We start from the raw sequence: 23,815 nt of genomic DNA, 5'->3' as shown, positions 1-23,815 counted from the left end.
CGCTCATAAGTGGTAAGTGCGATGGATTGGCGAAACGTTCGTCTGTCCATCGCGCCCTCAAGGAGAGCCCTATGCCCTGGTATGCCTGGTTGATTCTGATTGTCGCAATCGGCTCGATCGTGGGAGGCCTGATGATGCTGCGCGACACGGCCAACAAAGTCGAACTCACGGACGAACAACGCAAGCGTGTTGCCGAGCGCAATGCGGAAATGGATGCGAAAGAAGCCAAGGATCGTTGATTACCTGGCTTGCTTAGTGCTTTTGTTTAGTGCTTTTGTGGCGAGGGAGCTTGCTCCCGCTGGGGCGCGAAGCGGCCCTAACCCTGCTGGCGCGGAGTGTCAGGCTAAATCGAGTTTTGGCCGTTGGGGCTGCTGCGCAGCCCAGCGGGAGCAAGCTCCCTCGCCACACAAGCAGGCACCCGATAGCAAAACGCGGTGCTATTTTTCCCAATCCGCCTTGGCAATATGCAAGCCATGCAGCCCCTTGTACGCGGCCCGCTCAGGCTGGCTCCAGCCCTCCAGCAATGAATCCTCCAACCGATAGATCTCCACACCCAGCGGGCGGCAGACGCTGAGAGGATCCTGCGCGTCCGGCCCCCACATCGCCAGCGACAGGTCACCACCCGGGCAGGTGGACAAGGCACACAACAAATCGATCTCGGCAAAAAACTCCAGGTAATCACCCTTCTGCGCCGGACAGGCCTTCATGAAGTACATGTCGTCATGATTGAGCCCTGTGCACTGGAAAATATTCAGCACATCATGCACGTCGAACTCAGTCAGGCCGTGGGGCAACACCGCACGGGTCAGGTTCGAATGGCAGTGATGATGGAAATCCTCCCCGGTCAGCATCTTGTTTACATAGGGATCACAGCGCGTACCCAGCAGATCATGCAATCGTCCACCATGCTCATCGATGCCGTAGCCGGCCAGGCTGTCGTCGGTGATGGTCACCAACGGCCGCAGGAATGGCAGGTTCGACCACAACCGATCATGGGTGCTGACATGAGCGCCCTGAAGCTGACGGGTGCGCGCCGCCCAGAGGCGCTCCCGCGGGTCATGGGCATTCCAGACGTTGAAGTCCCCCACTTGCGGCCCCACTGGGGTAGTGACGCGGAACACATGCCCGGCGGGCACGTGCCAGGCGTGGCCAGTGCGGATGGGCACTTCGAACTGCTCGATCAGGCTGCGTTTGTCCTGCTGGGTGCGGATACGGTCGTAGAAGGGTTTGTCCACCTGCAGGGCTGAACCTTTGCTGACCTGGTAGGCGGCTGGGTAGTCTTTGTACATGGCGCGGGTCCTTGATCAGGGGTGGTGGGTGGGAGCCAGCATCTGCAATAGCAGTTGCTCGGAATCGTCGAGGTAAAGGCTCATCGCTTCGTGAGCCGTCGACTTGTCGCCTTCGGCCAGCCAATCATGAATGCGCCGGTCACGGGCCAGCCACGGCGCCTGAAAACGTGCCTCATCGGGTGCGGAGCTAAACACCAGGCGCAGTTGTGCGACCACATTAGTGAAGAACTCATCCAGCAACGGACTGCGCATCAAACCAACGATGTGCTGATGGAACGCCAGGCCATGAGTACCGACCGAACGCCAGTCTTCACGCTCCCGAGCCAGATCCGCCGCCTCGAGTGCTTCGAGCATCCGGTCTGACTGATACTCGCGTAATGGTTGGCTGCCTAGGATGGCCTGAAGCTCCAAGGTGCGACGGACCTTGAACAGATCTCGCACGTCATTGACACCGAGCCTGCGGACCATTACCCCTTTGTTGCGCACGTAACGGGTCAGGCCTTCCTGGCCCAAGCGGTGTAACGCTTCGCGGATGGTATTGCGCGAAGCGTTGTAGGCCGATACCAGGTTGTTCTCTACCAACGCCATGCCTGGCAGCAGGCGGCCGCCAATGATGTCGGCGCGTAGCTCCAGAGTGATCTGGTCGGCGAGGGAGAGAGTGTTGGTCATGGATGAAGGCCTTGGATTGTTGAACAATCGATTGGCTGTAGATAGTCATTATTTGTGCCAACCACGGAAAAGCCTTCGGAATTTGCAAACACCAGCTGGCAAAAAGGCCAGTCTATTCGACCGGCCTCTTACAATTACAAACTCAATTCACTTCCAGCTTGTCACGGTTCCTGTCGAGAATCGACTTGCCGATACCCTTGACCTCCAGCAACTCCTCTACTGAAGAGAACGGCCCATTACTCTCCCGATACGCAACAATCGCTTCGGCTTTGCCCTTCCCTATGCCTGACAGCTCGCGCTGCAACGTTGCAGCATCCGCCCCGTTTAAATCCACCTTGGCGCCCTGGGTTTTGGCTGGCTGCTCCACGGCCTGAGACGTGGCGACCGACTCGGGTTTGACCACTGGGGCAGCGATAGCAGCAATCGAGACGCTGGTCAGAAAGGCAAAAATCAAAGAGTAGAAGTAGCCTGTACGCATAAATGACGCTCCATGACATCGTTAAGAGAGAAGCAGCTTTTCCGAAGCTGCCTCTCAAACTTAGGCGATGATGTGTCGCTGTCAAAAATGTGTACGTTACGGCGTGTGTAATAATCAGGGTTCGAGACGGCGTTGCTGGTAGATCCAGTCGACAATCTCACCGTCCGGAGCGTAACCACTGACGGTATCGCGAAGCAGTTCACGGTCTCTGGTGGTCAATCATCCCGCTCGATGGCGATCAGCAATTCCGCCAGCTTGAATGGCGTCGTCATGCAATGCTCCAGTAGATCAAGTCACGCAAGAACCGCATAGCGTCCAAGAAGGTCCGCAGCATCCACTTCCTGGATGTCATCAACTTCGAGCCGGTCGCTCACCAAGTCCTGAACGCCGGGATGTCGAACCTTCGAGCACCGCCAAAATCCACTACCGAAGCATAGGGTCAGGCGATGATGTCATTTCGGCCGGTATGATTTCAATCGCTCAAAACCTCCCGTAAACAGCACCGCAATTTTATTACTACTGTGGTCTAGAACGCGTCTTAGCTGCCGCGCCATAGCCCTTTCAAACACAACATGAATAAACAGGGACATGGCAATCATAAGTGCCATTGTCCCCCATAGTAACAAATGCGGATTGACAGCCGGATAGAGTGCGTTAAAGACCATAAAGCCAACATTTTGATGAAGCAAATAGAGTGGATATGTAATTATGCCCAGCACCACCCATCTCCGCCCCGCCACCCACCCCATCTTCTTTTTGGCAACCAAACCCATGACTACATAACAGATAAAAATTATCGTAGCCACTATAAAAGCGTTAAAGTCAACGTGATAGTGGCGCTCCAACCTAGGCAGCATATTAACACCTTGATAAATAGCGAACGCACACGAGCTGATTATCGTCGCCCATCTCAACTTCGAAGCGCCGCTCAGCCACACGTGATAAAACATAGCCCCGGCAATAAAGTAAGTTGAGTATTCGGTAATGAAAAACCTCCGCCACCCTCTGGCATCGGTGAATTCAAGCGCTACGGACAACACGAGCCAAACACACAGTAGCGCCTCTATTCGATGAAGTTTTCGAAAAAGCATAACGAGCGCTATCAGGAAATAAAAACGGATCTCGATAAACAACGACCAATACACGCCGTCAATTGGACGAATATCGAAAAAATCGCCCATCAGCGTCAAGTTGCCAAGGTACTGAGGAACTGTCGCAGAAAAACGATCCCCACCCAAAGCAAGCGTCACCACAAACGTTATTGAGCAACACACCCAGAACGCCGGATAAAGGCGGACCGCCCGCGATATCAAAAATTTCCTGAAACCCTCCCCCCCGGCGGTCATCATGATGACAAAACCGCTGATCATGAAAAACAGCTCTACACCCAAATAACCATATTTTGCTACAGGTGCTAATAACGGATAAGGCAGGAGCGACCTGTCATCGGCGGCGTAGCCCCGAAATGTATAATGAAAAAAAACGACCGACATAGCAGCTATGAACCGGAGCAGATCTATCTCATTAATTCGCTTTAGGTTCATTTGCCGCCGTTACCTTTCATTTTTAAAGCGCGCATGATACCGAGATCTCTGTTTTTATAGAATCTTTTTGAGTTAGAAGGCCAGCCACAGACTCCCGCACCCTGCATCACCGCACCAAGCCCTGCGAGAGGGTCTCTCTTCCAGTCCGGGCACGGTATGAGTGATGCTGGCGAAATCAAGCTGTCTGAACAGGAGCGAACCTGCGTCTTCGGTGCGCAAATATATGATTTCGGGAAGAAGCCGATAAACACTGGCCATCACGCCGACGCAGATCCAGTGATCAAATACACACGCAAGACCTCCGTCGGTACCGGTTTGCTACTTATTTTTCATGAGGTTAAACTCGGCGGCCGCGCACATTCATGCGGACACTCCATACCATTACGTCAAGGCCCCACGCCCTCATGCAACCATCCCTTCGGTATAGACCAGATATTGACGGATTACGCGCGATCGCCGTTATGGCCGTCGTACTATACCATGCGTTTCCGACTATTATCCCTGGCGGCTTTATCGGCGTAGATGTGTTCTTCGTTATTTCTGGATATTTAATTACCGGAATTCTATTGAATGGCGCTGCAAAGGGCAGGTTAAACATCCTGAGTTTTTACTCGAGGCGCATCCGTAGATTGTTTCCGGCGTTAATCCTAGTCCTCTTTTGTTGCATGGGATTTGGTTGGTACTTTTTATTTGACCCAGAGTACAAACAGCTTGGTAAACACGTTGCTTCAGGCATAGGCTTTGTAGCAAATTTGAATTTGTGGAGCGAGTCCGGCTACTTCGATTCGGCCGCTGAAATGAAGCCACTCCTTCATTTGTGGAGCCTTGGAGTTGAAGAGCAATTTTATCTGATTTGGCCCGTAGTAGTTTGGATGGGATGGACATTCAGGAAGACTTCCTTAGCTATAATTCCCGCGCTGATCCTTGCCTCCTTTATTTACAGCGTCGTAATGGTTGATTCTGATCCTGCGGGTGCTTTTTACTCACCACTTACGCGGTTTTGGGAGCTTGCGTCAGGAGGGTTACTAGTCTACGGATATGCATATTTTAAACGGGGCAATACCGCTCGCACGATTCCGGTGTGGATGATTGAGGCGAGTTCTGTCGGCGCGCTCGCTCTGCTGATGTTTGGTTTCATTTTTATTGATAAGAACAAACAATTCCCGGGTTTCTGGGCGGTATTGCCTGTGGCGATCTCTTTGTTACTTATTGGTCCGGCAGAAGGGTCCTGGTTAAATCGAAACATACTGGGTAGCAAATTATTCGTATCGATAGGCTTACTCAGCTTCCCACTTTATCTTTGGCACTGGCCCCTCTTGTCGTTTGCCACTTTGACGGGCGGCGAGGTTCCAAATTCTGGCTACAGGGGGGGCGCAATAGCGGTCGCGGTAATGCTTGCATGGACAACATATAAATATGTTGAAACGCCAATAAGACATTCCGAGCGCAGAAGCGTGGTTGGAATGCTTGCCTCGTTGGGCTTGATAGTTGGCACCCTGGGCTTTTATGTATATACCGGCGGCGCCACTCAACTTAGACCGGGCAAAGAAATAGCTGGAGAGATTGGGCACGAGCAGTTCTTTAACTATCTTACCGATAATTATCAGGTGTGCTCAGAGCCCAGCATTAGAAGTGTCGCACTGATTCACGAACGCCATGTGAGATGCATGCAGTCAAAGGCCGACTCTAAAATTGACGTGGCGATCATTGGGGATAGTCATGCCGAACATTTATTTAACGGCATGGCAAAGGCATTACCAAATCTAAACGTCGCATATTATATTAAGGCAAGCCCACCCTTTGTGAGCAATACAGAATTCAAGGAAGTCTATGACTTTCTCGCGAGTGAGGATGGACCAGAAAAAATAATCATCACGATGCATTGGATAAAACGTCTTAATCAAGTTCCCGTAGGTTCGACTGTTGAAGATGAGCTTTTCGCCTCGGTTGAGAGGCTGCTGGCTAGCGGCAAAGAGGTGTATTTATTCGACGACGTGCCTAGGTTTCCATTCGACCCTAAGAAGTGCATCACGAAAGCTCGGGTCCTAAAAAATGAATGTTCCATTCCCTTGGCCACTGCCAATAAAGAATTCGACATATACCGAAAGCAACTGCTTAATGTCGTGCAGAGAGAGCCGCGCGTTAAATATGTACCTATTAGTCAATACGTTTGCCGAAATGGGCAATGCGGCATGACTCGCAATGGTCATCTTCTCTATCGAGACAAAAACCACCTGAATGTTACCGGATCCAATCTTATAGGTAGTTCAATAGTGAGGGATAATCCTGACTTGCTTCGTTAGTGAGAGTCGCTGTGACAGATAGGTGCAATTGCAGAGTCTTATGCGTGGCTGCGCCACGCACTGGAGCGCCCGCCACAGGCATCCTCGGTCAAAATTACGATGCCTTGTCGTCGTGGAACTGCAAGCCTCGGCTCCACGGCAAGCGCGCTCTCTAGGTGCGGTTTATGGGTCGGTTACGATTGGACCCGATGTATTGCCCGAAAGAAGACCAGAAGGTCGTACGTCGGGTATCCAATACCGGTTGGTAGTATGACTGGGCTCTTTCGAAATTTTCCCGCGCCAAACGTAACATCGCTCCGTTATCCTGAAGCAATGCAAGAATCTTGCTCGACAGCGTCGCGTGGTCACCCGCCGCGATCATCTCGGAATCCTTTAACAACTCGGGTATACCTGCTATTGAAGTAGCAACGGCCGGACAACCGCGACTCATGGCTTCGACCAAAGCGCGAGGCAACCCTTCCTGAAAACTAGGCTGCAGATACAAATCGACAGTATCAAGCCATTCGTATATCGCGCTGCCCGAAGGTTTCGTACCGACAAACTTGACCTTTTCATCCACGCCGAGCTTATGAGCCAAATCGATATAGGCGCTCGCATCGCCTGAACCGACTACCTGAAATTCCCATTCAGGAAGCTTTTCATCTGCCAACGCCATTGCGCGAATGGCCACATCAATCCCTTTGTATTTGGATGAGTAATTTCCGATTAAGCCGATAACAACTTTTGTTTTATGTGATTCAATACGGCGTTGTCGGGCAAACAACACCTCATCAGCAACAGGCTGAATGTTCACATTGGAACAAAAAGTAGTGACCCCTCCTTTGCATGGGTAGCGTTTTTGTAGAAATTTCTCTGTGACGTATAGAGCAAACGGCGCCGAAGCTACCGCCTGCCGAGTTTTCAGAGCTTCTATCGGCGCCAGAAACTTTCCTTTCCAACTACCATGGTCCCACAACGAACCCCATGCGCATCCCACCACCTCCACTGCGTAGGGTTTTCCTTGTCTTTTAGCCTCTTTAACAAACAAGTGACCCAGTCGACTTGGAAGACGTGCGATCACGCCTTCGGAGTCAGCCACCAGAGATCGGCAAACGGCCTCCACACCAGCATGGCCTAAAAGCAAACTCTTTAAATTTGAAATACCAGGAAGCAAGCAAAAATCGACTCCACTTGCGGAAGACAGGGTATACCCTTCTTCCCCTTCGATAAGAGTTCCACCATCCCGTCCAACGACGGTAAGTGAAGGAAAAACCTGCAGGTAGCGGGGCCATATGGCAGCAGGCAGCCCTCCCCCGGAGTAATACGCATTACCACGGTATTTGAAAATATGGTCATGAACAAACAACACGCGCTTCATACGATACTCTTGATAATTTTCGCCGGCACTCCCGCAACTATGACGCCGGGGGGCACATCGTTTGTGACAACGGAACCCGCTGCAATGATGGAGCGTTTGCCAATGACAACGCCGGGCAGGATACGCACGCCGCAGCCGATCCAAACGTCATCTTCAATGATGACGGGGGCTTTTTCTATCGGGTTATATTTTATAGGCTGACTCATATCCGACCAAGTGTGATTGAACGTAATGATAGACGTTTGATGCGCGATGGACACATCAGCCCCTATCTTCAATCCACCAATAGCATCCAAATAGCAGGAATCATGTATCGAAACGTTATTACCCACTGAAAACTCTGCGGGATTTTTCAGAACTACTGTCTTTCCAAAATAGATATTTTTCCCAAAGTGCTTGGCACGACCTGAAACAATACAATACCGCAGCAAAACCGCGACCTTACCACCAAAGGGTGAGACGAGATCCCACAAAAACCAGGCGACGAATGAGGGCAGCATCTTAAAGCAAGCTGAAACAACCCAAATCAAGAAAGAGAAATACTTGAAAAGCATTCTACCGTTCATAATTCCCCCTTATTAAGATCACCGCTTCCAGAAGGCCGCCTTAACAAATAATGCGCCATAAAAACAAACAGAACACACAGCCCGGATATTTTGAAAACCTGAGATAGCAAGTTGGCCAGATCTGCCCGCAGCGCGTATACAAAGGCTGCAAGCGCGAGGATATAAAACGCATACCAGTAAAGTGAGCGCCATCGGCGGTTATAAAGAAATGCGAGCAGCCATGCATAAAACGTCATTATCAGAACAATACCCGCCAGACCGCCGACTATGTAACCAAATCCCACTATTGTAAAGCCCCAACCTGACGTGCCATCAAATCCGTGCTCAGGCCTAAACACACGATCAAACCAAGCGACGGTACTTTGCATACCGTAATCACCCAGCAATGCGGTCGGTACAAAGGCACGCACCACGTCACTGAGCAGGAATGAAATATTTTGGCTAGCATCGAAAACCAATAGGGAATAGAAATTACGCGAAGAAGACATGAATTCGCTATACAGAATCAAATCTCCACCAAAGCGATCAAAATTTACCGTACCCGACAGTAAAACGCTTTTAAAATACTGGGACACTGGAACAACAAACAAAAGCGCACCAAAGATAGCGATCATCTTCAGAAAATTAAAATTCCCACGCCGATCATAATATATGATCATAAAACCGAATAATAACTTGAACAGACTGTCGCGCTCTCCAGTCAACAACACATAGAACACGCAGAACACCAAATAAAGCATCAAGAACAAATCTTTGTAAAAAAAGCGTCCTATTCTTGCCGCGCGCAGAAACACAAGAACAGTAAGTATCAATATCGAAAAGTCACTGATTGTTTTTACAGAAGAAAAACTGTCCAGCACTTCGCGCTTTGACGTCGCTTCCGAAGTCAGGATGATGACCAATGAATAAAAAACAAAGGGCAGCATAAAGACGAACAACAGCCGTTCCGAAGACGTACTACGAACCTGTTGAGAACAGAATGTTGAAATCCCTACTTGTCGCACGTTACTAACCAACAAATTTGAGACCGCAACAAAAACCAGCATTGCAATAAATTGCAACCGCAAACTGAGGATCAAAACGCCCTCATCGAATGGTAGATTTTCCGAGCCATACAAATAAGCACGCAACGGGAAAAACGTAAAATACACGGACATAAAGGCCAAAGGAAATACCCTTGGATCCGCCACGCCTTTTTTTGCGTAAAGGAAAACGATTATCCCTGTATAAAAATACACCAACGTGACTATGACCGGAATAGAGTCAATCACACCGATGAGACAAAGCATGAAAATGCCAAACAGAAACACTTGCAATTTCGAAAATAAACTATTCATCATTCACCACGTTCATCGCTTGGCAACAAGCTTGAGAACTCCAAACTCGTCTTTCAGGTACCTTGCAAATACGACCAACACCACTCCGAATGAAGCGGCATAAATCAGACTAGACACAACGAACCCCAAGAGCGGACTTTTAATATCAATCAACCGATTTAAAAACAGGAAAATCAGAAGCGAGACTGAAAACAAACCAAGCACTTTGAGGTGACGAAGGAATACTACGCCCACGTTAAAGTTCAATATTCTCCAGACAAGCATCATCATCATCAGATAATTGAGAACTATCGCCACCACCACACCTATCGAGGCGCCTATCAATCCCCACCCACTTCCCAACACCACGAGTACCACAACAGAGAGAGCGTAAAGGAATTGAATACCCGCACGGGCATAGACTTTCCCAACCGCCATCGTTAAGCAATCGCTAAATTTATAGCCGATTCTGAAATACAAACCGATTGACATAACCTCTATCAGTTTTGCTACCTCACCCCATCCATCACCGAAGAGAGCACCTATCAGTTGATCGGAAAAAATGTAGATATAACCGCTCAGATATACAAATATAAGCAATGAAAAATAAATCGAAGAGAGGTATAGCCTTTCGAGCGCCTCATTATTATTCTGCATTTTTGCCATCAGTGGAAAAAACACCTTATCCACTACGCTGCCAAATAAGATCGCGGGCATGGACATGATTTGATAGGCCCGCCCATAGAGCCCAACCGACTCGGCGCCGAGGAGCTTACCTACAACGAGGTTATCCCCCTGGCCTGCGGCATAGTTACAGAGCCGGGCCATCGAGTAGCCTACGCCGAAGTCCAGCATCCCCTTGGCGCTGGGGTAGCTAAAACCGACCTTCGCGGCATCCCTGCACAGTATCAGTATCAATATCAGAAAAATTATCGACTGAATCCAGAATGCAGCAACCAAGGACCACATGCCATATCCATGCAGCGCCATGTAAACCGAAACGCCGCCGTAAGCAACCAGATAACTTGAAAACGTAACACTCGACAACTTCTTAAATTCGAAGCGTCGTTGAAGCAACGATTGCCCTACCACAGAATATGAAATGACAGGCAGCATCAAGGCCAGTGTTCTCAATACTTCCGTCAGCTCCGGCATACTAAAAAAAAGTGAAAAACTTTCAGCTGAAAAATATAAAGAGATGGCCAGAATGACGCCCAATAGCAAAGACATCGAATTGGCTGTTTTGATGTCCACCGAGGATATTTCTTCTTTTTGAACCAGAGCAGGCCCTACTCCGACCTCAGAAAAAATCCTCAAAAACGCAATGATGGCGGCACCAATGCCAACGACCCCAAATTCTGCTGGCGTCAGGATTCGAGCTAGAATGAGAATTGAAATGAGCTGTACGGCGTTTTGACCAGCGGTCCCCAATAACAACCAAAAAAAACCACTTCTACTTTTTTCATTGGCCGTACTTATTGCTTTTGTCTTCAAAGTCAATCCTTGTATTTACTACAAACTTATTTATCAAGCAAAACAGTACACAATACAAACTGCAAATCGCTTGATGATTTCCGGCCTAGAGTATGCCAGAAGCTCTCAATACGCGCTCAGTCAACGACACATCGTGCCTTTTTATGCGGAAACTGTCCATCTGAAGGATGGTATCTACGATTTTCTCCAGACACGGATCGCTGTGTGCGCAAAATCCTTGCACCGTTCGGAGGCCAGGCCGGGCTTGATAATTGGAATGATTCTTGAAAAAGTCGATCTGCGGTCAGCCCACGGCATGGCGAGGCCGGATCAAACCACCTCAAACGACCGCTTTGGGCCTGCACAAAATACTATAGGACTGAACGTACCGGCTCTGTCTAACCTGAAGGAAGGGCTGGAGCATTGCTCAACGCAGTAGGCCTAGAAGTGGGCTTCATAAATTACAACGGCGCCTACCTACTAGTTTCCTCTAAGCATTGATGACGCTCCATGACATCGTTAAGAGAAAGCAGCTTTCCGAAGCTGCTTCTCAAATATTAGCGATGGTGAAAGGCTGTCAAAAACCTGCACGTTACAACATGTCAGATATGTTAAGGCTCAAGGCGACGCTGTTGATAAATCCAATCGACAATCTCGCCATCCGGGGCATATCCACTCACCGTATCCCTAAGCAACTGTCGAACCCTGGCGTAATCATCACGGTCAATGGCAGCGAGCAGCTCGGTCAAGCTGGCCTTCAGCAGCTCCCAAGGCAGGTGATCCTCATTGGCGCTCATGATCATAGGGTGTTGAGTCGCGACAACGTTGTTGCCGATCAGCAGCTCTTCGTAGAGCTTCTCTCCAGGACGCAGGCCAGTGAATTCTATCGAAATGTCCCCATGGGGATTTTTTTCAGAGCGGACACTTAGACCTGACAGGTGGATCATTTTTTCTGCTAGCTCGATGATTTTTACCGGCTCGCCCATATCTAAAACAAATACGTCCCCACCCAACCCCATGGAGCCCGCTTGGATTACCAACTGAGCGGCTTCAGGGATTGTCATGAAATAGCGCGTGATCTTGGGGTGCGTAACGGTCAGAGGCCCCCCGGATTTGATCTGTTTGTGAAACAGGGGAATTACTGAACCGGAAGAGCCCAGTACGTTACCGAATCGAACCATAGTGAAGCGGGTCTTATTGACCCGTGAGACGTTTGCCCTGTCGCCAAATAATACGGGGGCCAGCTCTCGACTGAGGGCTTGTAAAGTCAGCTCCGCGAGTCGCTTCGTACTGCCCATCACATTGGTGGGTCGAACTGCCTTGTCAGTAGAAATAAGCACAAAATTTGACACGCCAGCCTGCAATGCGGCCTGCGCGGTATTAAGCGTTCCGATTACGTTGTTCAGAACGCCTTCCGCAATATTATGCTCTACCATGGGCACATGCTTGTAAGCCGCAGCGTGATAGACCGTGTTGACGCTCCAAGTCTTCATCACGTCCAGCAATTTGTTCTCATCCCGTACCGATCCTAGAATCGGCAACACCCTTACAGACAAGGACTCCCGGGCTATTCGGGGTTCAAGTTCAGACAAAATGCTATAAAGATTGAATTCGCTATGCTCATAAAGCAACAGTGTAGTGGGTTGAAGGGCCAGGATTTGGCGGCACAATTCAGAGCCGATTGACCCGCCGGCACCGGTCACCAATACCGATTGCCCTGCTATACAATGCTCCAACAGATCAGCCTGGGCCGGTACGGAATCACGCCCAAGTAAATCCGCGATGTCCACCTCTTGGATGTCATCCACCTTGACCCGGCCGCTTGCCAGATCCATGAATCCCGGAACACTGCGAACGTGTAACGGGAACCCCTCCAGCAATGTCAGGATTTCCCTACGACGACCGCGTGACGAAGAAGGAACGGCCAACAGGATTTCCTGCGCGCCGGTCGCGTCAATCATCTTCTGGATATGTTTGGGCTGATAAACTTGCAATCCGGCGATAACCCGGTCAGCGATACTCCGATCATCATCAATAAATGCGACAGGCCTCATCACCCTCCCCATACGCAGTGCGGCGACGAGCTGGTTGCCCGCCGCACCCGCACCGTAAATCGCAACCTTGGGCAGGCCATCATCGCGATTCGCAAATGGCACATGCTGGGCTGCGGAGAACCAATCACCCAGAAAATATTGCCGCATCATCAAGCGCAGGCCTCCAAGCATGATGAGGCTCAGCCACCAGAAATTGAAAATGATAGATCGCGGTACCAAGGTCGTATGGTTGCTGTACCAATACACCACAAGCGCTAATAGCAATGCCGAAAGACTGACGGCCTTGCAGATGGTAATCAACGCATCATTGCCGAAATAGCGCATCACCGCGCGGTACATTCCGAAGCGAATGAAAATTGGAATCGCGATCACCGGGGCAGACGCAAAAAGCCAGAGATGGGTCTCGATGGGGGTCGCCCATACGTCAATACCTAACCGGACGACAAAAGCCAACCAGAGCGCGGCCCAGACTAAAACCACATCCGTGGTCACCTGGATTGCCCGCTTATGACGTCTGGGCAGCCCCAGCAACGCTGTTCTTACTTTATCCATAACTACCTTCACGCACCCTGACCGGGCTCTAATGCATCCATTACTGAAGTACGTTGTGAATCCGTTGTCCATTGGACAATTGCCAAACAGAAAAAACCATCCATCAGTCTGGCGTCATACCTTCTCGAGCTCCCCGGCATGAAATCTAACAGCCAGGAACACCAGCGGCGCATAAGCCACCGTCAGCGCTAACCCTCCATCGACATTCCACCATACGACACAAGCGGCCAGGGGTAGGAGCCAGAATAGATTAATGGCACCGACGGCGAGCGTCACTGGTAAATGACGCCCGTACTGGCGTGAGGCGAACTGATAGGCATGGCTGCGATGAGCTTCGTATACCTTGTCGCCCCGCAGAAGGCGCCTCATAAGGGTGACGGTAGCATCCACGATAAAGACACCGAGTAAAATCAGCCACACCCATAGAAGCTTCGGAGAAACCCAAGCGGCTTGCAAGGAAAGCAGCCCAAGGATGATCCCTAGGAACCCACTGCCCGCATCGCCCATGAAGATACGTGCAGGGGGGAAATTCCAGTAAAGAAACCCCACGACTACCATCGCCAACATCAGCGGCGCCACGATAAGGCCGTTAAATCCACCCAACCAGTAAATGACACATGCGCCGAGGCAAACGCATATCGCCTCCACGCTAGCGATACCATCGATACCATCCATGAAGTTATAGAGATTGAGCATCCACACCAAATAAACGACCGCCAGTACGTGTCCAAACCAACCCAACGCAAACTCATGACCAAACAAGTTAATCGTGGGCAGACCACTTAGCCAACATAACGCCCAAATTGCAGCTGAGAAATGGCCAAGCAACCTCCAGCGAGCTGCTATGTGACCGTGGTCGTCCAGAAAGCCGAGAACGGCGACCCCGATACCCGCTCCCAACATCGCCCACGCCGCGGACCAAGACAGAAAACCGTTGCCTGCAAGTAGCGGCAGCGCCAAGAGAAAGACAATGACAAATGCCAAGCCGCCCCCCCGGGGGGTGGGTATGGTGTGTGAACTACGCCCCCCCGGGATGTCGATAATGTTCTTATGAATGGCATACGAGCGTAAAATCCAGGTTAATACCAATGAGGCACCGGTGCTGAGCAAAAGCAAAACAAATATTTTCATTACAGAACACGCCTATGCTTAAACATCTAACTTTTTCTGCATCATATATTTACGTCCTGACTGATGCAGCGCATCAATCACCGAGATGGGCGGAGTCCAACCCAGCAGGTCACGAGCCTTCGATGAATCAATAACTAATGAACCACATAGCTGCGTGTAGATTGATTGTTTCCGGAAGACCCTAGCACCAGTACGGAGCAAAAAATCAGGTACCGAAATGAGCCGAGGTTTCAATCCCATGCCCTGGGCCAGCGCGGTTATCATCTCGCTTGTAGACACCGGCCTGATATCTGACACTAGAAACAGCTCGTTAGCCGCTGCTGGGTGTTCGATGCAAAGACAAATAAAGTCAACCAGGTTTTCCAGCGAAATTAGGCTTCTAAGATTTTTTATAGCACCGAGGGGTAAAGGCAAGCCCTTGGACACCAAACGCATCAAACGTTGGTAATTGCCTGGGGCATTCGCTGCATAGACTAACGGTGGCCGAATAACCACCAACTCCATCGAACTTTTTTCTACCAGAGCGCGCAATGCACATTCAGCTTCTAGTTTGGATACAGCATAGTCCGCATGCGGTTGTGGAGCTGCATCCTCATTAAATGGAACGGAATATGTTACAGAACCGTTAACCCCGATAGAGCTAACGAAAATGAATCTTTTGGCTCCAGCCTCCATTGCTTGACGCGCCAAGTCAATTGTAGCTTCAACATTAACGAGCCTGAATTCATGCAGAGGACTTTCGGATTTATCATCTAATATGTGTGCCCGTCCCGCCAAATGAATAACAGTCGCCCCCTTACTAATAGATAAAGGACGCTGAAAGGGCTTCTCCGACGGCACGACAACCTGATCTACACCTGATAAAAAACAGTCAACCTGTTTTCGAACCAACAACGTCAGCTTATAATCTGAATTACCTTGCAGTTTTTCGACTAGAGCCCGACCAACGAATCCTGTTGCGCCGGTTATAACTATGCTCTTTGGCAAGTTCAAGATTCAGCCTCAAGTGTTTGATAGACATCCAAATGGACTTTCACCACATTCTCAATGGCGAACTCACGCTCCGCCCATTTTCTTCCAGCACGACCCATGTCATGCCTTAACTCTGCATTCGAAACCAACTTCTCAATCGCGATGGCTAATGCTTCGGCGTCTTTAACCGGCACAAGCAGTCCGGTTTCTCCCGCTATAATAGCATCACGACAGCCGGGAACGTCAGACGTGACAACAGGCCGCGCACAGGCCGCAGCCTCGATCAGGACTTTTGGTAATCCTTCTCGATAAGAGGGCAAGACTACAATATGCGAACGAGAAAATATCTTGGCCAGATCACTCTGATAACCGAGTACACGTACATTCCCTTCGACTGTCAGGGCCTCTACCTCAGCACCGGAAAGGCTGGTTGGGTTGCCTTCATCCACGTCACCAACCAGTTGAAAGATCACATCGTTCTGACGACGTTTGACTAATTGGGCGGCCTTGATAAATTCATGGACACCCTTGTCCCTAAGGAATCGTCCTGCAAACGTAACGGTTATCGTGCCGATTGGCTCTGGCAAAACCGGATAAGAAGCCAGATGGACCCCCGAACCACGAATCAACACCGCCTTATCAGCATCCAAGCCGCTCATCTTCATCACCAGGGCGCGGTCGCAAGGGTTCTGAAAGATCGCCCGAAGATTGTGAGTGCCCAGCGCTAATCGATACATACGTCTCAAAACAAACGACAGAACTTTCGACCGCAAGTCTCTTCCAATAAACACAGAGCCCATGCCAGCGATGGCGGATACAACCCCTCCGACAGGAGCGAGGCGAGCAGCCATCCCCCCATAAAGAACCGGTTTAGTCGTCACCAAATGCAAAAGAGTCGGCCGTAGACGCCAAAGCAATCTCACGAACGATATCATCGCAAAGAACTCAAGGAATGGGTTGGTACCGCCGCGCTCTAACTTGATCGTGTGATAAATAAAGCCTTCTTCAACAACTTTTCCTGACAAAGGGCTCGCAATGCTCGCAACGTGCACTTCATAGCCCTTCCCTTGGGCTGCCTTGGCTATCGGCAATCGGTGCGACAAAAAATACCGAGGGTCATTGACTACAATTAGCAGTATCCGACTCATTCCTCCCCCACATAAACTGTCAAATTAAAAATATATCCAGTTGAAGACCATGCACTCTTACATCAACCAAGAATGAATCGTGCAATTTACAGCTGACAGTCACAACCCCATCATCAGAGTGCATCAAACCATACTTGCTGAAGACAACTCTTCCAAAGTTAGAATGACTGGATACATTTCTAATCGAGACATCAAAGCAGCGCCCATCATACGTTTTTCAGATACCAAGGCATTGCCACTCTCAAGCCCTCAGCGACACTATAATCGGGAGCGTAGCTCAAATTATTTTTGATCTTTTCGATACTTGCCTGAGAATGCAGGACATCTCCAGCCCTGAAGTCTTTATATACAGGCTCCTTTGCATAATTTACGCCCAAATCTGCCAACATAGCCTTCAACATGGAAAACAGCTCTTCCAGGCTCGTTCGTGCATTCACCGCCACATTGTAAACATTATTCAAAGCATGGCTTTTTTCTTCGGTTGCAGCCAGAAGATTGGCCTGAACAACGTTCTCGATAAAACAAAAATCTCGGCTTGTTGAACCATCTCCGTTGATATTGATGCTCTCATCCAAAATCATCGCAGCGGTCCATTTAGGTATTACGGCAGCATAGGCTCCGTTCGGGTCTTGCCTTTTTCCAAACACATTGAAATAACGCAGGCCGATCGTGTTGAAACCATAGCTCTTGTAAAAAACATCGGCATACAGCTCATTAACATATTTCGTTACGGCATAGGGTGAAAGAGGCTTACCGATGACGTCTTCGACTTTTGGCAAAGCTGGATGATCGCCATAAGTAGAACTACTCGCCGCATAAGTGAAGCTTTTTACCCGCGCATCACGGGCAGCGACCAACATATTCAAAAAGCCGTCTATATTAGATGCGTTAGTAAGAATGGGATCGGCCAATGATCTGGGAACAGAGCCCAACGCCGCTTGATGGAGTACATAATCGACGCCTTCGCACGCGTTTCGGCAATCATCCAGAGTGCGGATGTCTCCAACTTTTAACGTGAAACGAGCCCATTGATCAGCTGAAACTTCGCCCTTGACCTCATCGAGATTTCGCTGATGGCCAGTAGCAAAGTTATCAAGGCCAATGACGCTCTGATCCAGTTTTAATAGCGTCTCAAGCAGGTTAGAACCTATAAACCCCGCAACACCAGTAATGAGCCATACACGCGGGCTCTTCGGGAGAGTGGCAACCAGCTCATTGTATCGACTCATACGACCTCCAAATTCATTCTGCAAAACAATAGACACGTATAATTAAAGTCGGATATCCGACTCATCATTATCAAGCAGATATTTAAGGTCATAAAGCACGTGATTTGCCTTGCCTAATGAGCGAATGTGACGAGGCCCCATATCGGCAAACTGAGAGTGCGCGACAGCCAGAACAATTGCGTCATACGAATCTGGGGCGGGCGTGGAAAGCAGCTTAATTCCATACTCATGCTCTGCCTCCTCAGCCGCTGCCCATGGATCAAAAACGTCGACAACGATATTATAGTCAGCCAACTCACTAATGATGTCGATAACTCGCGTATTTCTTAAATCCGGGCAGTTCTCTTTAAACGTAAGCCCCATTATCAATACTCGCGCACCGTCCACGTGTATGCGTTTCTTAACCATCGCCTTCACGAGTTGGGAAACGACGTATTCTCCCATGCTGTCATTAAGGCGCCGGCCGGCCAGGATAATCTCCGGATGGTACCCGATGGACTGTGCTTTGTGCGTCAGATAGTAAGGATCTACGCCAATACAGTGACCGCCCACCAAACCTGGACGAAACGGTAAAAAGTTCCACTTGGTTCCTGCGGCTTTCAGGACAGACTCCGTGTCAATGCCCAGCTTATTAAAAATAATCGCCAACTCATTGATTAGCGCGATGTTCAGATCTCGCTGAGTATTCTCGATGACTTTAGCAGCTTCAGCGACTTTTATTGAGCTGGCTTTATGTGTTCCAGCAATGATAATTTTTTTATACAGATTATCAATTTTGGTGGCCACTTCCGGCGTGGAGCCCGACGTCACTTTCTTGATCGTGGTGACACGATGCTCTTTATCGCCTGGATTGATCCTTTCAGGACTATATCCAACGTAGAAATCCGAATTAAATTTCAGGCCTGATACACGCTCTAAAACTGGGACGCAATCCTCTTCGGTTGCCCCGGGATACACGGTTGACTCGTAAATTACTACGTCACCTTTTTTTAACACACTCCCAATAGTCTCAGATGCCTTCAACAACGGAGTCAAATCCGGATTGTTATACTGATCTATGGGCGTTGGAACGGTCACTATGAAGATATTGCAATTACTAAGTTTCTCCACACTGGTGGAGAACTGCAGATTCTTAGCTTCGCCCAGCTCTTGCTCACTGACTTCAAGCGTCGAATCTCGACCTCCACTCAGCTCTTCAATCCTACGCTCACTGATATCGAAACCCAAAACGGAATAGTGCTTGCCAAACTCCACGGCAAGAGGCAGCCCCACGTAACCCAAGCCTACGATTCCAAGTTTTACACTTTCAAAGTTTTGATTATTCAATTTCATATCCACTTTAAATTGGTAGTTAGCGCAGCATTGAAATCTACCACTGTAGAATAATAGTCACTGCCGACTGAATATATACGAGCGCAATCTCCAGAACACTCGACCCGCACCGTCGCTGAGGGGCGCTTACACTATGTCCAGCCCCCTTATGAACAACGCTTAAACCAGATTCTTGTCACTTCGACTGAACAAGATACGAAGCAACGCGACAGAACAGCCTAGCAAAACGCCACCTATCACACCCAAGAGCAGGATCAGCATCTTCTTCGGCTTGATGGGACTCTCCGGCAGCTCTACTGTGCCGTCTTGGCGGTAGACTGAGATGCTCTCAGGATCGATGTTCAATTTGCTATAAAAATAGTATCGCATCTGAAGCGATCGCAAATCAGGAATAAACGCATCATCGGAAGAGCGTGCCTGCAGCGCGTCTACCTCCGCAGACAACGCTTTACTACCCCTTTGATAATCCAGCTTGTTTCCTGTTTCGACCGTAATATCAACCGCAGCCGTAGAATTCACGCTGGGTGTCGTGAGACCAATTGCCTGGGCGATATTTAAGGCTTCACGTAGCTGCTGTACCCGATCCTCTCGAATGCGCTGGGCGTTTTCCCGCAAGCTGATAATCCGCTGTTCCAGATTCCGTGCCCTAACCGACGCTTCTGCCGTTACGTTCTTGATAAGCTCAGATTCGGCCGCTTCGCTGGCGAGCTTCACATACGTTTTGGCCCACTCTGTGGCGCGAACGGGATCTTCGTTTTTCACAGCGACTAAATAACGATCCGGAGAATCCTTACCGGGCTGCTTGATGACCAGTTCGCGTGAAAAACGCACGTAGACCTGGTCGAGCGCCCCTTCTCGCTGCGATTCGCTCAATGATGGAAGGTAAACCTCGTTGAAAAACCTCTGACGAAGTGATTCTGCTTGTAAGTTACGAGCAAAAACTTCGTAGACGTGGTCTATGGAGTAGATGTCGAGCTCGCTACTTTTACCCCTGCCATAGTTGAGCTCAGCTATACCATTCTGAGTAGGCGGCATGATAAAAAGCTTGGCTTCATAGACAGGCTTACTGAGAAACGCATAAAGACCCGCGCCAACAGCAACCAAAAGAGTGACACCCAAAATCAACCCTTTCTGAGCCCAGAGGCCCCGGACCAGCTCGATCAGATCAATTTCGTCATCGCGACGCGCATCAATACGATCATTTTGCATGGAAAGCCTCGCTTGGCATCGCGTTCGCGTACACACCAAACGCATTAAAAGGCAAGACGGGCAAAGCCGCGTCGGACACAGCGGCACACTGAGCTAGATTAAATACGAACAAAACGCACCCAAAGTCAGAAAAAATTGTAGACAGTGATCCTTACCAAGACCCCTGGGCTCACACATCCATTTATTTCGATCGCCTACGCGCCCCCATGAACCACGCGAGCAACGGGCCAACCATCATACCAGCGAGAAGTGACACTAGCACGCAAACTGAAACAGGAAGTTGCGGTGATGACCAGCCCAGAAACAGCAATGCGACCGACTGGTTGTTTTCAAGCACAAACAGGACGACTGCCGAGGCCACGAGCAGCGCAAGTACAACAAGGGCCAGGCGTTTAAAGCTCCGCATGAGAACTCCTTTGTCTTAGCGCTCCGTCAGAGCTCATCCCCCTCCTCCTCATTCACCCGATCCCTAAGCTCTTTGCCTGGCTTGAAATGAGGAACAAATTTTCCATCAAGGCTGACGGACTGGCCGGTCTTTGGATTGCGACCTACCCGCGGGGCGCGGTAATGCAGAGAAAAGCTGCCGAAACCACGGATTTCAATACGATCACCCGTAGCCAGGCACTGGGACATTTGTTCAAGCATGGTCTTGATAGCCAGCTCCACATCCTTGGATGAGAGTAGCCCTTGATGGGTGACAATTCGTTCGATCAACTCCGACTTCGTCATATTTTTCCCTTCTTTTTCAAGCAGCTAGGAAAATCGCTTGAAAAGGTTTTAGCATGACCGGAGGGATTTGAACAGCCCAAGTATTGACATTCTTCTTTGCTCCCTTGTCGCTTCTTTCCATGCAGGCCCAGGAGTTTTTCTCAAACTATCGACAGATGAGCAACATCGTGCGAGTCAGATAGCCAGCCGGATTAAAACCAAAGGGGTATTGATCGTTATCCTTCGCGTCGTCGGATCGGGTAATGACCTTGTAGCCTGCGCCCTTGCACTCTCTTGCGGCTCTCTTATGGCACTTCTCCCAGCCAGAGCCCAACCCTGAACAGTCGACTTCAATACCGCTGACACCACGCACTGCGTGGGTCTTGGCACTTGTGGTGCAACCTGCCAATGTCAGTATTGCGAAGATCAGGATGAGTCTGTTCATTCATCTCCTTAAATATCTATCGCTCGACTGGGTGGTGCCTGATCTGGCGCTATCGCGAGCAGGCTCGCTCCCACATTGCTCAGGGGGAACCATGACATCTGTGGTCCAACCTTGATAGATGGCTGATACGCTTAAAGAAAGAGACAGCTGGGCTTGGAGGTTGGTTTCGCGACTGGAGAAAGATCGCAGCCTTCGGCAGCTCCTACAAGGAATCGAGCCCACAAAAAAGGGCGACCGAAGTCGCCCTTTTTCATGGTCTGACAGAACTTAGTTCTGTTTTTCCATCTGTGCACGCAGCAGGTCGCCCAGAGTGGTAGGACCAGGAGCATCAGTAGCTGGCTTCTCGCGCAGGCTCTGGATTGCTTCTTTCTCTTCAGCATCGTCTTTCGACTTGATGGAGAGCTGGATTACGCGGCTCTTGCGGTCAACGCTGATGATCTTGGCTTCTACTTCTTCGCCTTCTTTCAGAACGTTGCGCGCGTCTTCAACGCGGTCACGGCTGATTTCGGAGGCTTTCAGAGTCGCTTCGATATCGTCGGCCAGAGTGATGATGGCGCCTTTGGCGTCAACTTCTTTCACGATGCCCTTAACGATTGCGCCTTTGTCGTTCTCTTGAACGTACTCGGAGAACGGATCGCTTTCCAGTTGCTTGATACCCAGGGAGATACGCTCGCGCTCTGGGTCAACCGACAGGATAACGGTGTCCAGCTCGTCGCCCTTCTTGAAACGGCGTACGGCTTCTTCGCCCACTTCGTTCCAGGAGATGTCGGACAGGTGAACCAGGCCGTCGATGCCGCCGTCCAGACCAATGAAGATACCGAAATCGGTGATCGACTTGATGGTGCCGGAGATTTTATCGCCCTTGTTGAACTGGCCAGAGAAGTCTTCCCATGGGTTGGACTTGCACTGCTTGATGCCGAGGGAGATACGACGACGCTCTTCGTCGATGTCCAGAACCATGACTTCCACTTCGTCGCCGACTTGTACGACTTTCGAAGGGTGGATGTTCTTGTTGGTCCAGTCCATTTCGGAAACGTGTACCAGGCCTTCAACGCCTTCTTCCAGCTCAGCGAAGCAGCCGTAGTCGGTGAGGTTGGTAACACGAGCGGTGACGCGGGTGCCTTCTGGGTAACGGGCTTTGATAGCGACCCATGGATCTTCACCCAGTTGCTTGAGGCCCAGGGAAACACGATTGCGCTCGCGATCGTACTTCAGAACCTTGACATCGATCTCGTCGCCAACGTTGACGATTTCCGAAGGATGCTTGATACGCTTCCAGGCCATGTCGGTGATGTGCAGCAGGCCATCGACGCCACCCAGATCGACGAATGCGCCGTAATCGGTGAGGTTCTTGACGATACCCTTGACCTGCTGGCCTTCCTGCAGCGATTCCAGCAGAGCTTCACGCTCGGCGGAGTTCTCGGCTTCCAGGACGCTGCGACGGGAAACGACAACGTTGTTGCGCTTCTGGTCCAGCTTGATGACCTTGAATTCCAGCTCTTTGCCTTCCAGGTGCGTGGTGTCGCGCACTGGACGGACGTCAACCAGGGAACCTGGCAGGAACGCACGGATGCCGTTAACGTCGACAGTGAAGCCGCCTTTAACCTTACCGTTGATAACGCCCTTGACCACTTCCTCAGCTGCGAAGGCCGCTTCCAGAACGATCCAGCATTCAGCACGCTTGGCTTTCTCACGGGACAGCTTGGTTTCACCAAAGCCATCTTCAACCGAGTCCAGCGCAACGTGAACTTCGTCACCGACGTTGATGTTCAGTTCGCCAGCGTCGTTGTAGAACTGCTCAAGCGGGATCAGCGCTTCAGACTTCAGACCAGCGTGAACGGTTACCCAGCGAGCTTGGTAATCGATATCAACGATAACGCCGGTGATGATGGAGCCTGCCTGAAGGTTCAGGGTTTTCAAGCTTTCTTCAAAGAGTTCCGCAAAGCTTTCGCTCATTTTAATTCCTGTTGATTAGGGCGAAGTAAACGCCCATCTCCACACCCCAGACGGTGTGGGTTAGTTTCATATAAAAGAAGCGCC

The 23,815-nt window shown here is 50.1% G+C and carries 21 protein-coding genes; 2 read left to right on the top strand and 19 right to left on the bottom strand.

Features of this window, described 5'->3' with window-relative positions; translation table 11 throughout:
• The first annotated feature begins 71 nt into the window (after window positions 1-71).
• A complete protein-coding gene (locus tag HU767_RS04780; RefSeq protein WP_003183831.1) occupies window positions 72-239 on the top strand; it encodes a DUF2897 family protein in 168 nt (55 codons plus the stop codon).
• Window positions 240-437: 198 nt separating this feature from the next.
• Here HU767_RS04780 and HU767_RS04775 read toward each other — a convergent pair whose 3' ends face one another.
• The 4 genes from HU767_RS04775 to HU767_RS04760 form a co-directional block, all read right to left on the bottom strand.
• Window positions 438-1,289, bottom strand: a complete 852-nt coding sequence (locus HU767_RS04775) for a DUF1989 domain-containing protein (protein WP_186728651.1) — start codon at window positions 1,287-1,289, stop codon at window positions 438-440.
• A 15-nt stretch (window positions 1,290-1,304) separates the two neighbouring features.
• A complete protein-coding gene (locus HU767_RS04770) occupies window positions 1,305-1,958 on the bottom strand; it encodes a GntR family transcriptional regulator (protein WP_186728650.1) in 654 nt (217 codons plus the stop codon).
• 142 nt (window positions 1,959-2,100) lie between these two features.
• Window positions 2,101-2,436, bottom strand: coding sequence for a helix-hairpin-helix domain-containing protein (locus tag HU767_RS04765; protein WP_186728649.1), 336 nt, complete (start codon window positions 2,434-2,436; stop codon window positions 2,101-2,103).
• 452 nt (window positions 2,437-2,888) lie between these two features.
• Complete coding sequence (locus HU767_RS04760) at window positions 2,889-3,980, bottom strand: acyltransferase (RefSeq protein ID WP_186728648.1); 1,092 nt, start codon at window positions 3,978-3,980, stop codon at window positions 2,889-2,891.
• A 362-nt stretch (window positions 3,981-4,342) separates the two neighbouring features.
• Between HU767_RS04760 and HU767_RS04755 the strand changes: the two genes are divergently transcribed.
• Window positions 4,343-6,283, top strand: coding sequence for an acyltransferase family protein (locus HU767_RS04755; RefSeq protein ID WP_346343456.1), 1,941 nt, complete (start codon window positions 4,343-4,345; stop codon window positions 6,281-6,283).
• A 151-nt stretch (window positions 6,284-6,434) separates the two neighbouring features.
• Here HU767_RS04755 and HU767_RS04750 read toward each other — a convergent pair whose 3' ends face one another.
• The 15 genes from HU767_RS04750 to rpsA form a co-directional block, all read right to left on the bottom strand.
• Window positions 6,435-7,640, bottom strand: coding sequence for a glycosyltransferase family 4 protein (locus tag HU767_RS04750; RefSeq protein ID WP_186728646.1), 1,206 nt, complete (start codon window positions 7,638-7,640; stop codon window positions 6,435-6,437).
• Window positions 7,637-8,206, bottom strand: a complete 570-nt coding sequence (locus tag HU767_RS29040; RefSeq protein WP_272971935.1) for an acyltransferase — start codon at window positions 8,204-8,206, stop codon at window positions 7,637-7,639. Before HU767_RS29040 ends, HU767_RS04750 begins: the two co-directional genes overlap by 4 nt.
• On the bottom strand, window positions 8,203-9,543 hold the full coding sequence (locus HU767_RS04740) for an O-antigen polymerase (protein ID WP_186728645.1): 1,341 nt from the start codon (window positions 9,541-9,543) through the stop codon (window positions 8,203-8,205). The genes HU767_RS29040 and HU767_RS04740 overlap by 4 nt, the downstream gene beginning before the upstream one ends.
• A 12-nt stretch (window positions 9,544-9,555) precedes the next feature.
• Window positions 9,556-11,016 (bottom strand): lipopolysaccharide biosynthesis protein, encoded by a 1,461-nt coding sequence (locus HU767_RS04735; RefSeq protein ID WP_186728644.1) that lies wholly within the window; start codon window positions 11,014-11,016, stop codon window positions 9,556-9,558.
• A 590-nt stretch (window positions 11,017-11,606) separates the two neighbouring features.
• Complete coding sequence (locus tag HU767_RS04730) at window positions 11,607-13,601, bottom strand: nucleoside-diphosphate sugar epimerase/dehydratase (protein WP_186704729.1); 1,995 nt, start codon at window positions 13,599-13,601, stop codon at window positions 11,607-11,609.
• A gap of 114 nt (window positions 13,602-13,715) precedes the next feature.
• A complete protein-coding gene (locus HU767_RS04725; RefSeq protein WP_186704728.1) occupies window positions 13,716-14,732 on the bottom strand; it encodes a glycosyltransferase family 4 protein in 1,017 nt (338 codons plus the stop codon).
• An 18-nt stretch (window positions 14,733-14,750) separates the two neighbouring features.
• Window positions 14,751-15,725 carry an NAD-dependent epimerase/dehydratase family protein gene (locus HU767_RS04720; protein ID WP_225917543.1) on the bottom strand — a complete coding sequence of 325 codons (975 nt, stop codon included), beginning with the start codon at window positions 15,723-15,725 and terminating at the stop codon, window positions 14,751-14,753.
• Window positions 15,722-16,852 carry a glycosyltransferase family 4 protein gene (locus HU767_RS04715; RefSeq protein WP_186704727.1) on the bottom strand — a complete coding sequence of 377 codons (1,131 nt, stop codon included), beginning with the start codon at window positions 16,850-16,852 and terminating at the stop codon, window positions 15,722-15,724. Before HU767_RS04715 ends, HU767_RS04720 begins: the two co-directional genes overlap by 4 nt.
• A gap of 206 nt (window positions 16,853-17,058) precedes the next feature.
• Entirely contained in the window at window positions 17,059-18,081 is a 1,023-nt protein-coding gene (locus HU767_RS04710; protein ID WP_186704726.1) for an NAD-dependent epimerase/dehydratase family protein, read from the bottom strand.
• Window positions 18,082-18,123: 42 nt separating this feature from the next.
• Entirely contained in the window at window positions 18,124-19,407 is a 1,284-nt protein-coding gene (tviB, locus tag HU767_RS04705; RefSeq protein ID WP_225917542.1) for a Vi polysaccharide biosynthesis UDP-N-acetylglucosamine C-6 dehydrogenase TviB, read from the bottom strand.
• A 165-nt stretch (window positions 19,408-19,572) separates the two neighbouring features.
• Window positions 19,573-20,622 carry a Wzz/FepE/Etk N-terminal domain-containing protein gene (locus tag HU767_RS04700; RefSeq protein ID WP_186704724.1) on the bottom strand — a complete coding sequence of 350 codons (1,050 nt, stop codon included), beginning with the start codon at window positions 20,620-20,622 and terminating at the stop codon, window positions 19,573-19,575.
• A gap of 181 nt (window positions 20,623-20,803) precedes the next feature.
• Window positions 20,804-21,028: a LapA family protein gene (locus HU767_RS04695; RefSeq protein WP_186704723.1), complete on the bottom strand. Its 225-nt coding sequence runs from the start codon at window positions 21,026-21,028 to the stop codon at window positions 20,804-20,806.
• Window positions 21,029-21,054: 26 nt separating this feature from the next.
• Complete coding sequence (ihfB, locus tag HU767_RS04690; RefSeq protein WP_003199243.1) at window positions 21,055-21,351, bottom strand: integration host factor subunit beta; 297 nt, start codon at window positions 21,349-21,351, stop codon at window positions 21,055-21,057.
• 145 nt (window positions 21,352-21,496) lie between these two features.
• A complete protein-coding gene (locus HU767_RS04685) occupies window positions 21,497-21,775 on the bottom strand; it encodes a hypothetical protein (protein ID WP_186704722.1) in 279 nt (92 codons plus the stop codon).
• A gap of 267 nt (window positions 21,776-22,042) precedes the next feature.
• Window positions 22,043-23,731, bottom strand: a complete 1,689-nt coding sequence (gene rpsA, locus HU767_RS04680) for a 30S ribosomal protein S1 (RefSeq protein ID WP_186704721.1) — start codon at window positions 23,729-23,731, stop codon at window positions 22,043-22,045.
• Between the last annotated feature and the right edge of the window lie 84 nt (window positions 23,732-23,815).

This window comes from Pseudomonas sp. SWRI179 (assembly GCF_014268705.1).
GTDB lineage: Bacteria > Pseudomonadota > Gammaproteobacteria > Pseudomonadales > Pseudomonadaceae > Aquipseudomonas > Aquipseudomonas zanjanensis.
The sequence above is the reverse complement of the archived record's forward strand: the minus strand, read 5'-3'. Positions and strand labels throughout refer to the sequence as shown.

Excerpts from the sequence above, each read along its gene's own strand:
- HU767_RS04765 (WP_186728649.1), bottom strand. The coding sequence starts at position 2,436 with ATGCGTACAGGCTACTTCTACTCTTTGATTTTTGCCTTTCTGACCAGC.
- HU767_RS04755 (WP_346343456.1), top strand. The coding sequence starts at position 4,343 with ATGCGGACACTCCATACCATTACGTCAAGGCCCCACGCCCTCATGCAA.
- rpsA (WP_186704721.1), bottom strand. The coding sequence starts at position 23,731 with ATGAGCGAAAGCTTTGCGGAACTCTTTGAAGAAAGCTTGAAAACCCTG.
- HU767_RS04700 (WP_186704724.1), bottom strand. The coding sequence starts at position 20,622 with ATGCAAAATGATCGTATTGATGCGCGTCGCGATGACGAAATTGATCTG.
- ihfB (WP_003199243.1), bottom strand. The coding sequence starts at position 21,351 with ATGACGAAGTCGGAGTTGATCGAACGAATTGTCACCCATCAAGGGCTA.
- HU767_RS04695 (WP_186704723.1), bottom strand. The coding sequence starts at position 21,028 with ATGCGGAGCTTTAAACGCCTGGCCCTTGTTGTACTTGCGCTGCTCGTG.
- HU767_RS04775 (WP_186728651.1), bottom strand. The coding sequence starts at position 1,289 with ATGTACAAAGACTACCCAGCCGCCTACCAGGTCAGCAAAGGTTCAGCC.
- HU767_RS04710 (WP_186704726.1), bottom strand. The coding sequence starts at position 18,081 with ATGAGTCGATACAATGAGCTGGTTGCCACTCTCCCGAAGAGCCCGCGT.
- HU767_RS04730 (WP_186704729.1), bottom strand. The coding sequence starts at position 13,601 with ATGGATAAAGTAAGAACAGCGTTGCTGGGGCTGCCCAGACGTCATAAG.
- HU767_RS04740 (WP_186728645.1), bottom strand. The coding sequence starts at position 9,543 with ATGAATAGTTTATTTTCGAAATTGCAAGTGTTTCTGTTTGGCATTTTC.
- HU767_RS04685 (WP_186704722.1), bottom strand. The coding sequence starts at position 21,775 with ATGAACAGACTCATCCTGATCTTCGCAATACTGACATTGGCAGGTTGC.
- HU767_RS04750 (WP_186728646.1), bottom strand. The coding sequence starts at position 7,640 with ATGAAGCGCGTGTTGTTTGTTCATGACCATATTTTCAAATACCGTGGT.
- HU767_RS04715 (WP_186704727.1), bottom strand. The coding sequence starts at position 16,852 with ATGAGTCGGATACTGCTAATTGTAGTCAATGACCCTCGGTATTTTTTG.
- HU767_RS04760 (WP_186728648.1), bottom strand. The coding sequence starts at position 3,980 with ATGAACCTAAAGCGAATTAATGAGATAGATCTGCTCCGGTTCATAGCT.
- HU767_RS04780 (WP_003183831.1), top strand. The coding sequence starts at position 72 with ATGCCCTGGTATGCCTGGTTGATTCTGATTGTCGCAATCGGCTCGATC.
- HU767_RS04725 (WP_186704728.1), bottom strand. The coding sequence starts at position 14,732 with ATGAAAATATTTGTTTTGCTTTTGCTCAGCACCGGTGCCTCATTGGTA.
- HU767_RS29040 (WP_272971935.1), bottom strand. The coding sequence starts at position 8,206 with ATGAACGGTAGAATGCTTTTCAAGTATTTCTCTTTCTTGATTTGGGTT.
- HU767_RS04770 (WP_186728650.1), bottom strand. The coding sequence starts at position 1,958 with ATGACCAACACTCTCTCCCTCGCCGACCAGATCACTCTGGAGCTACGC.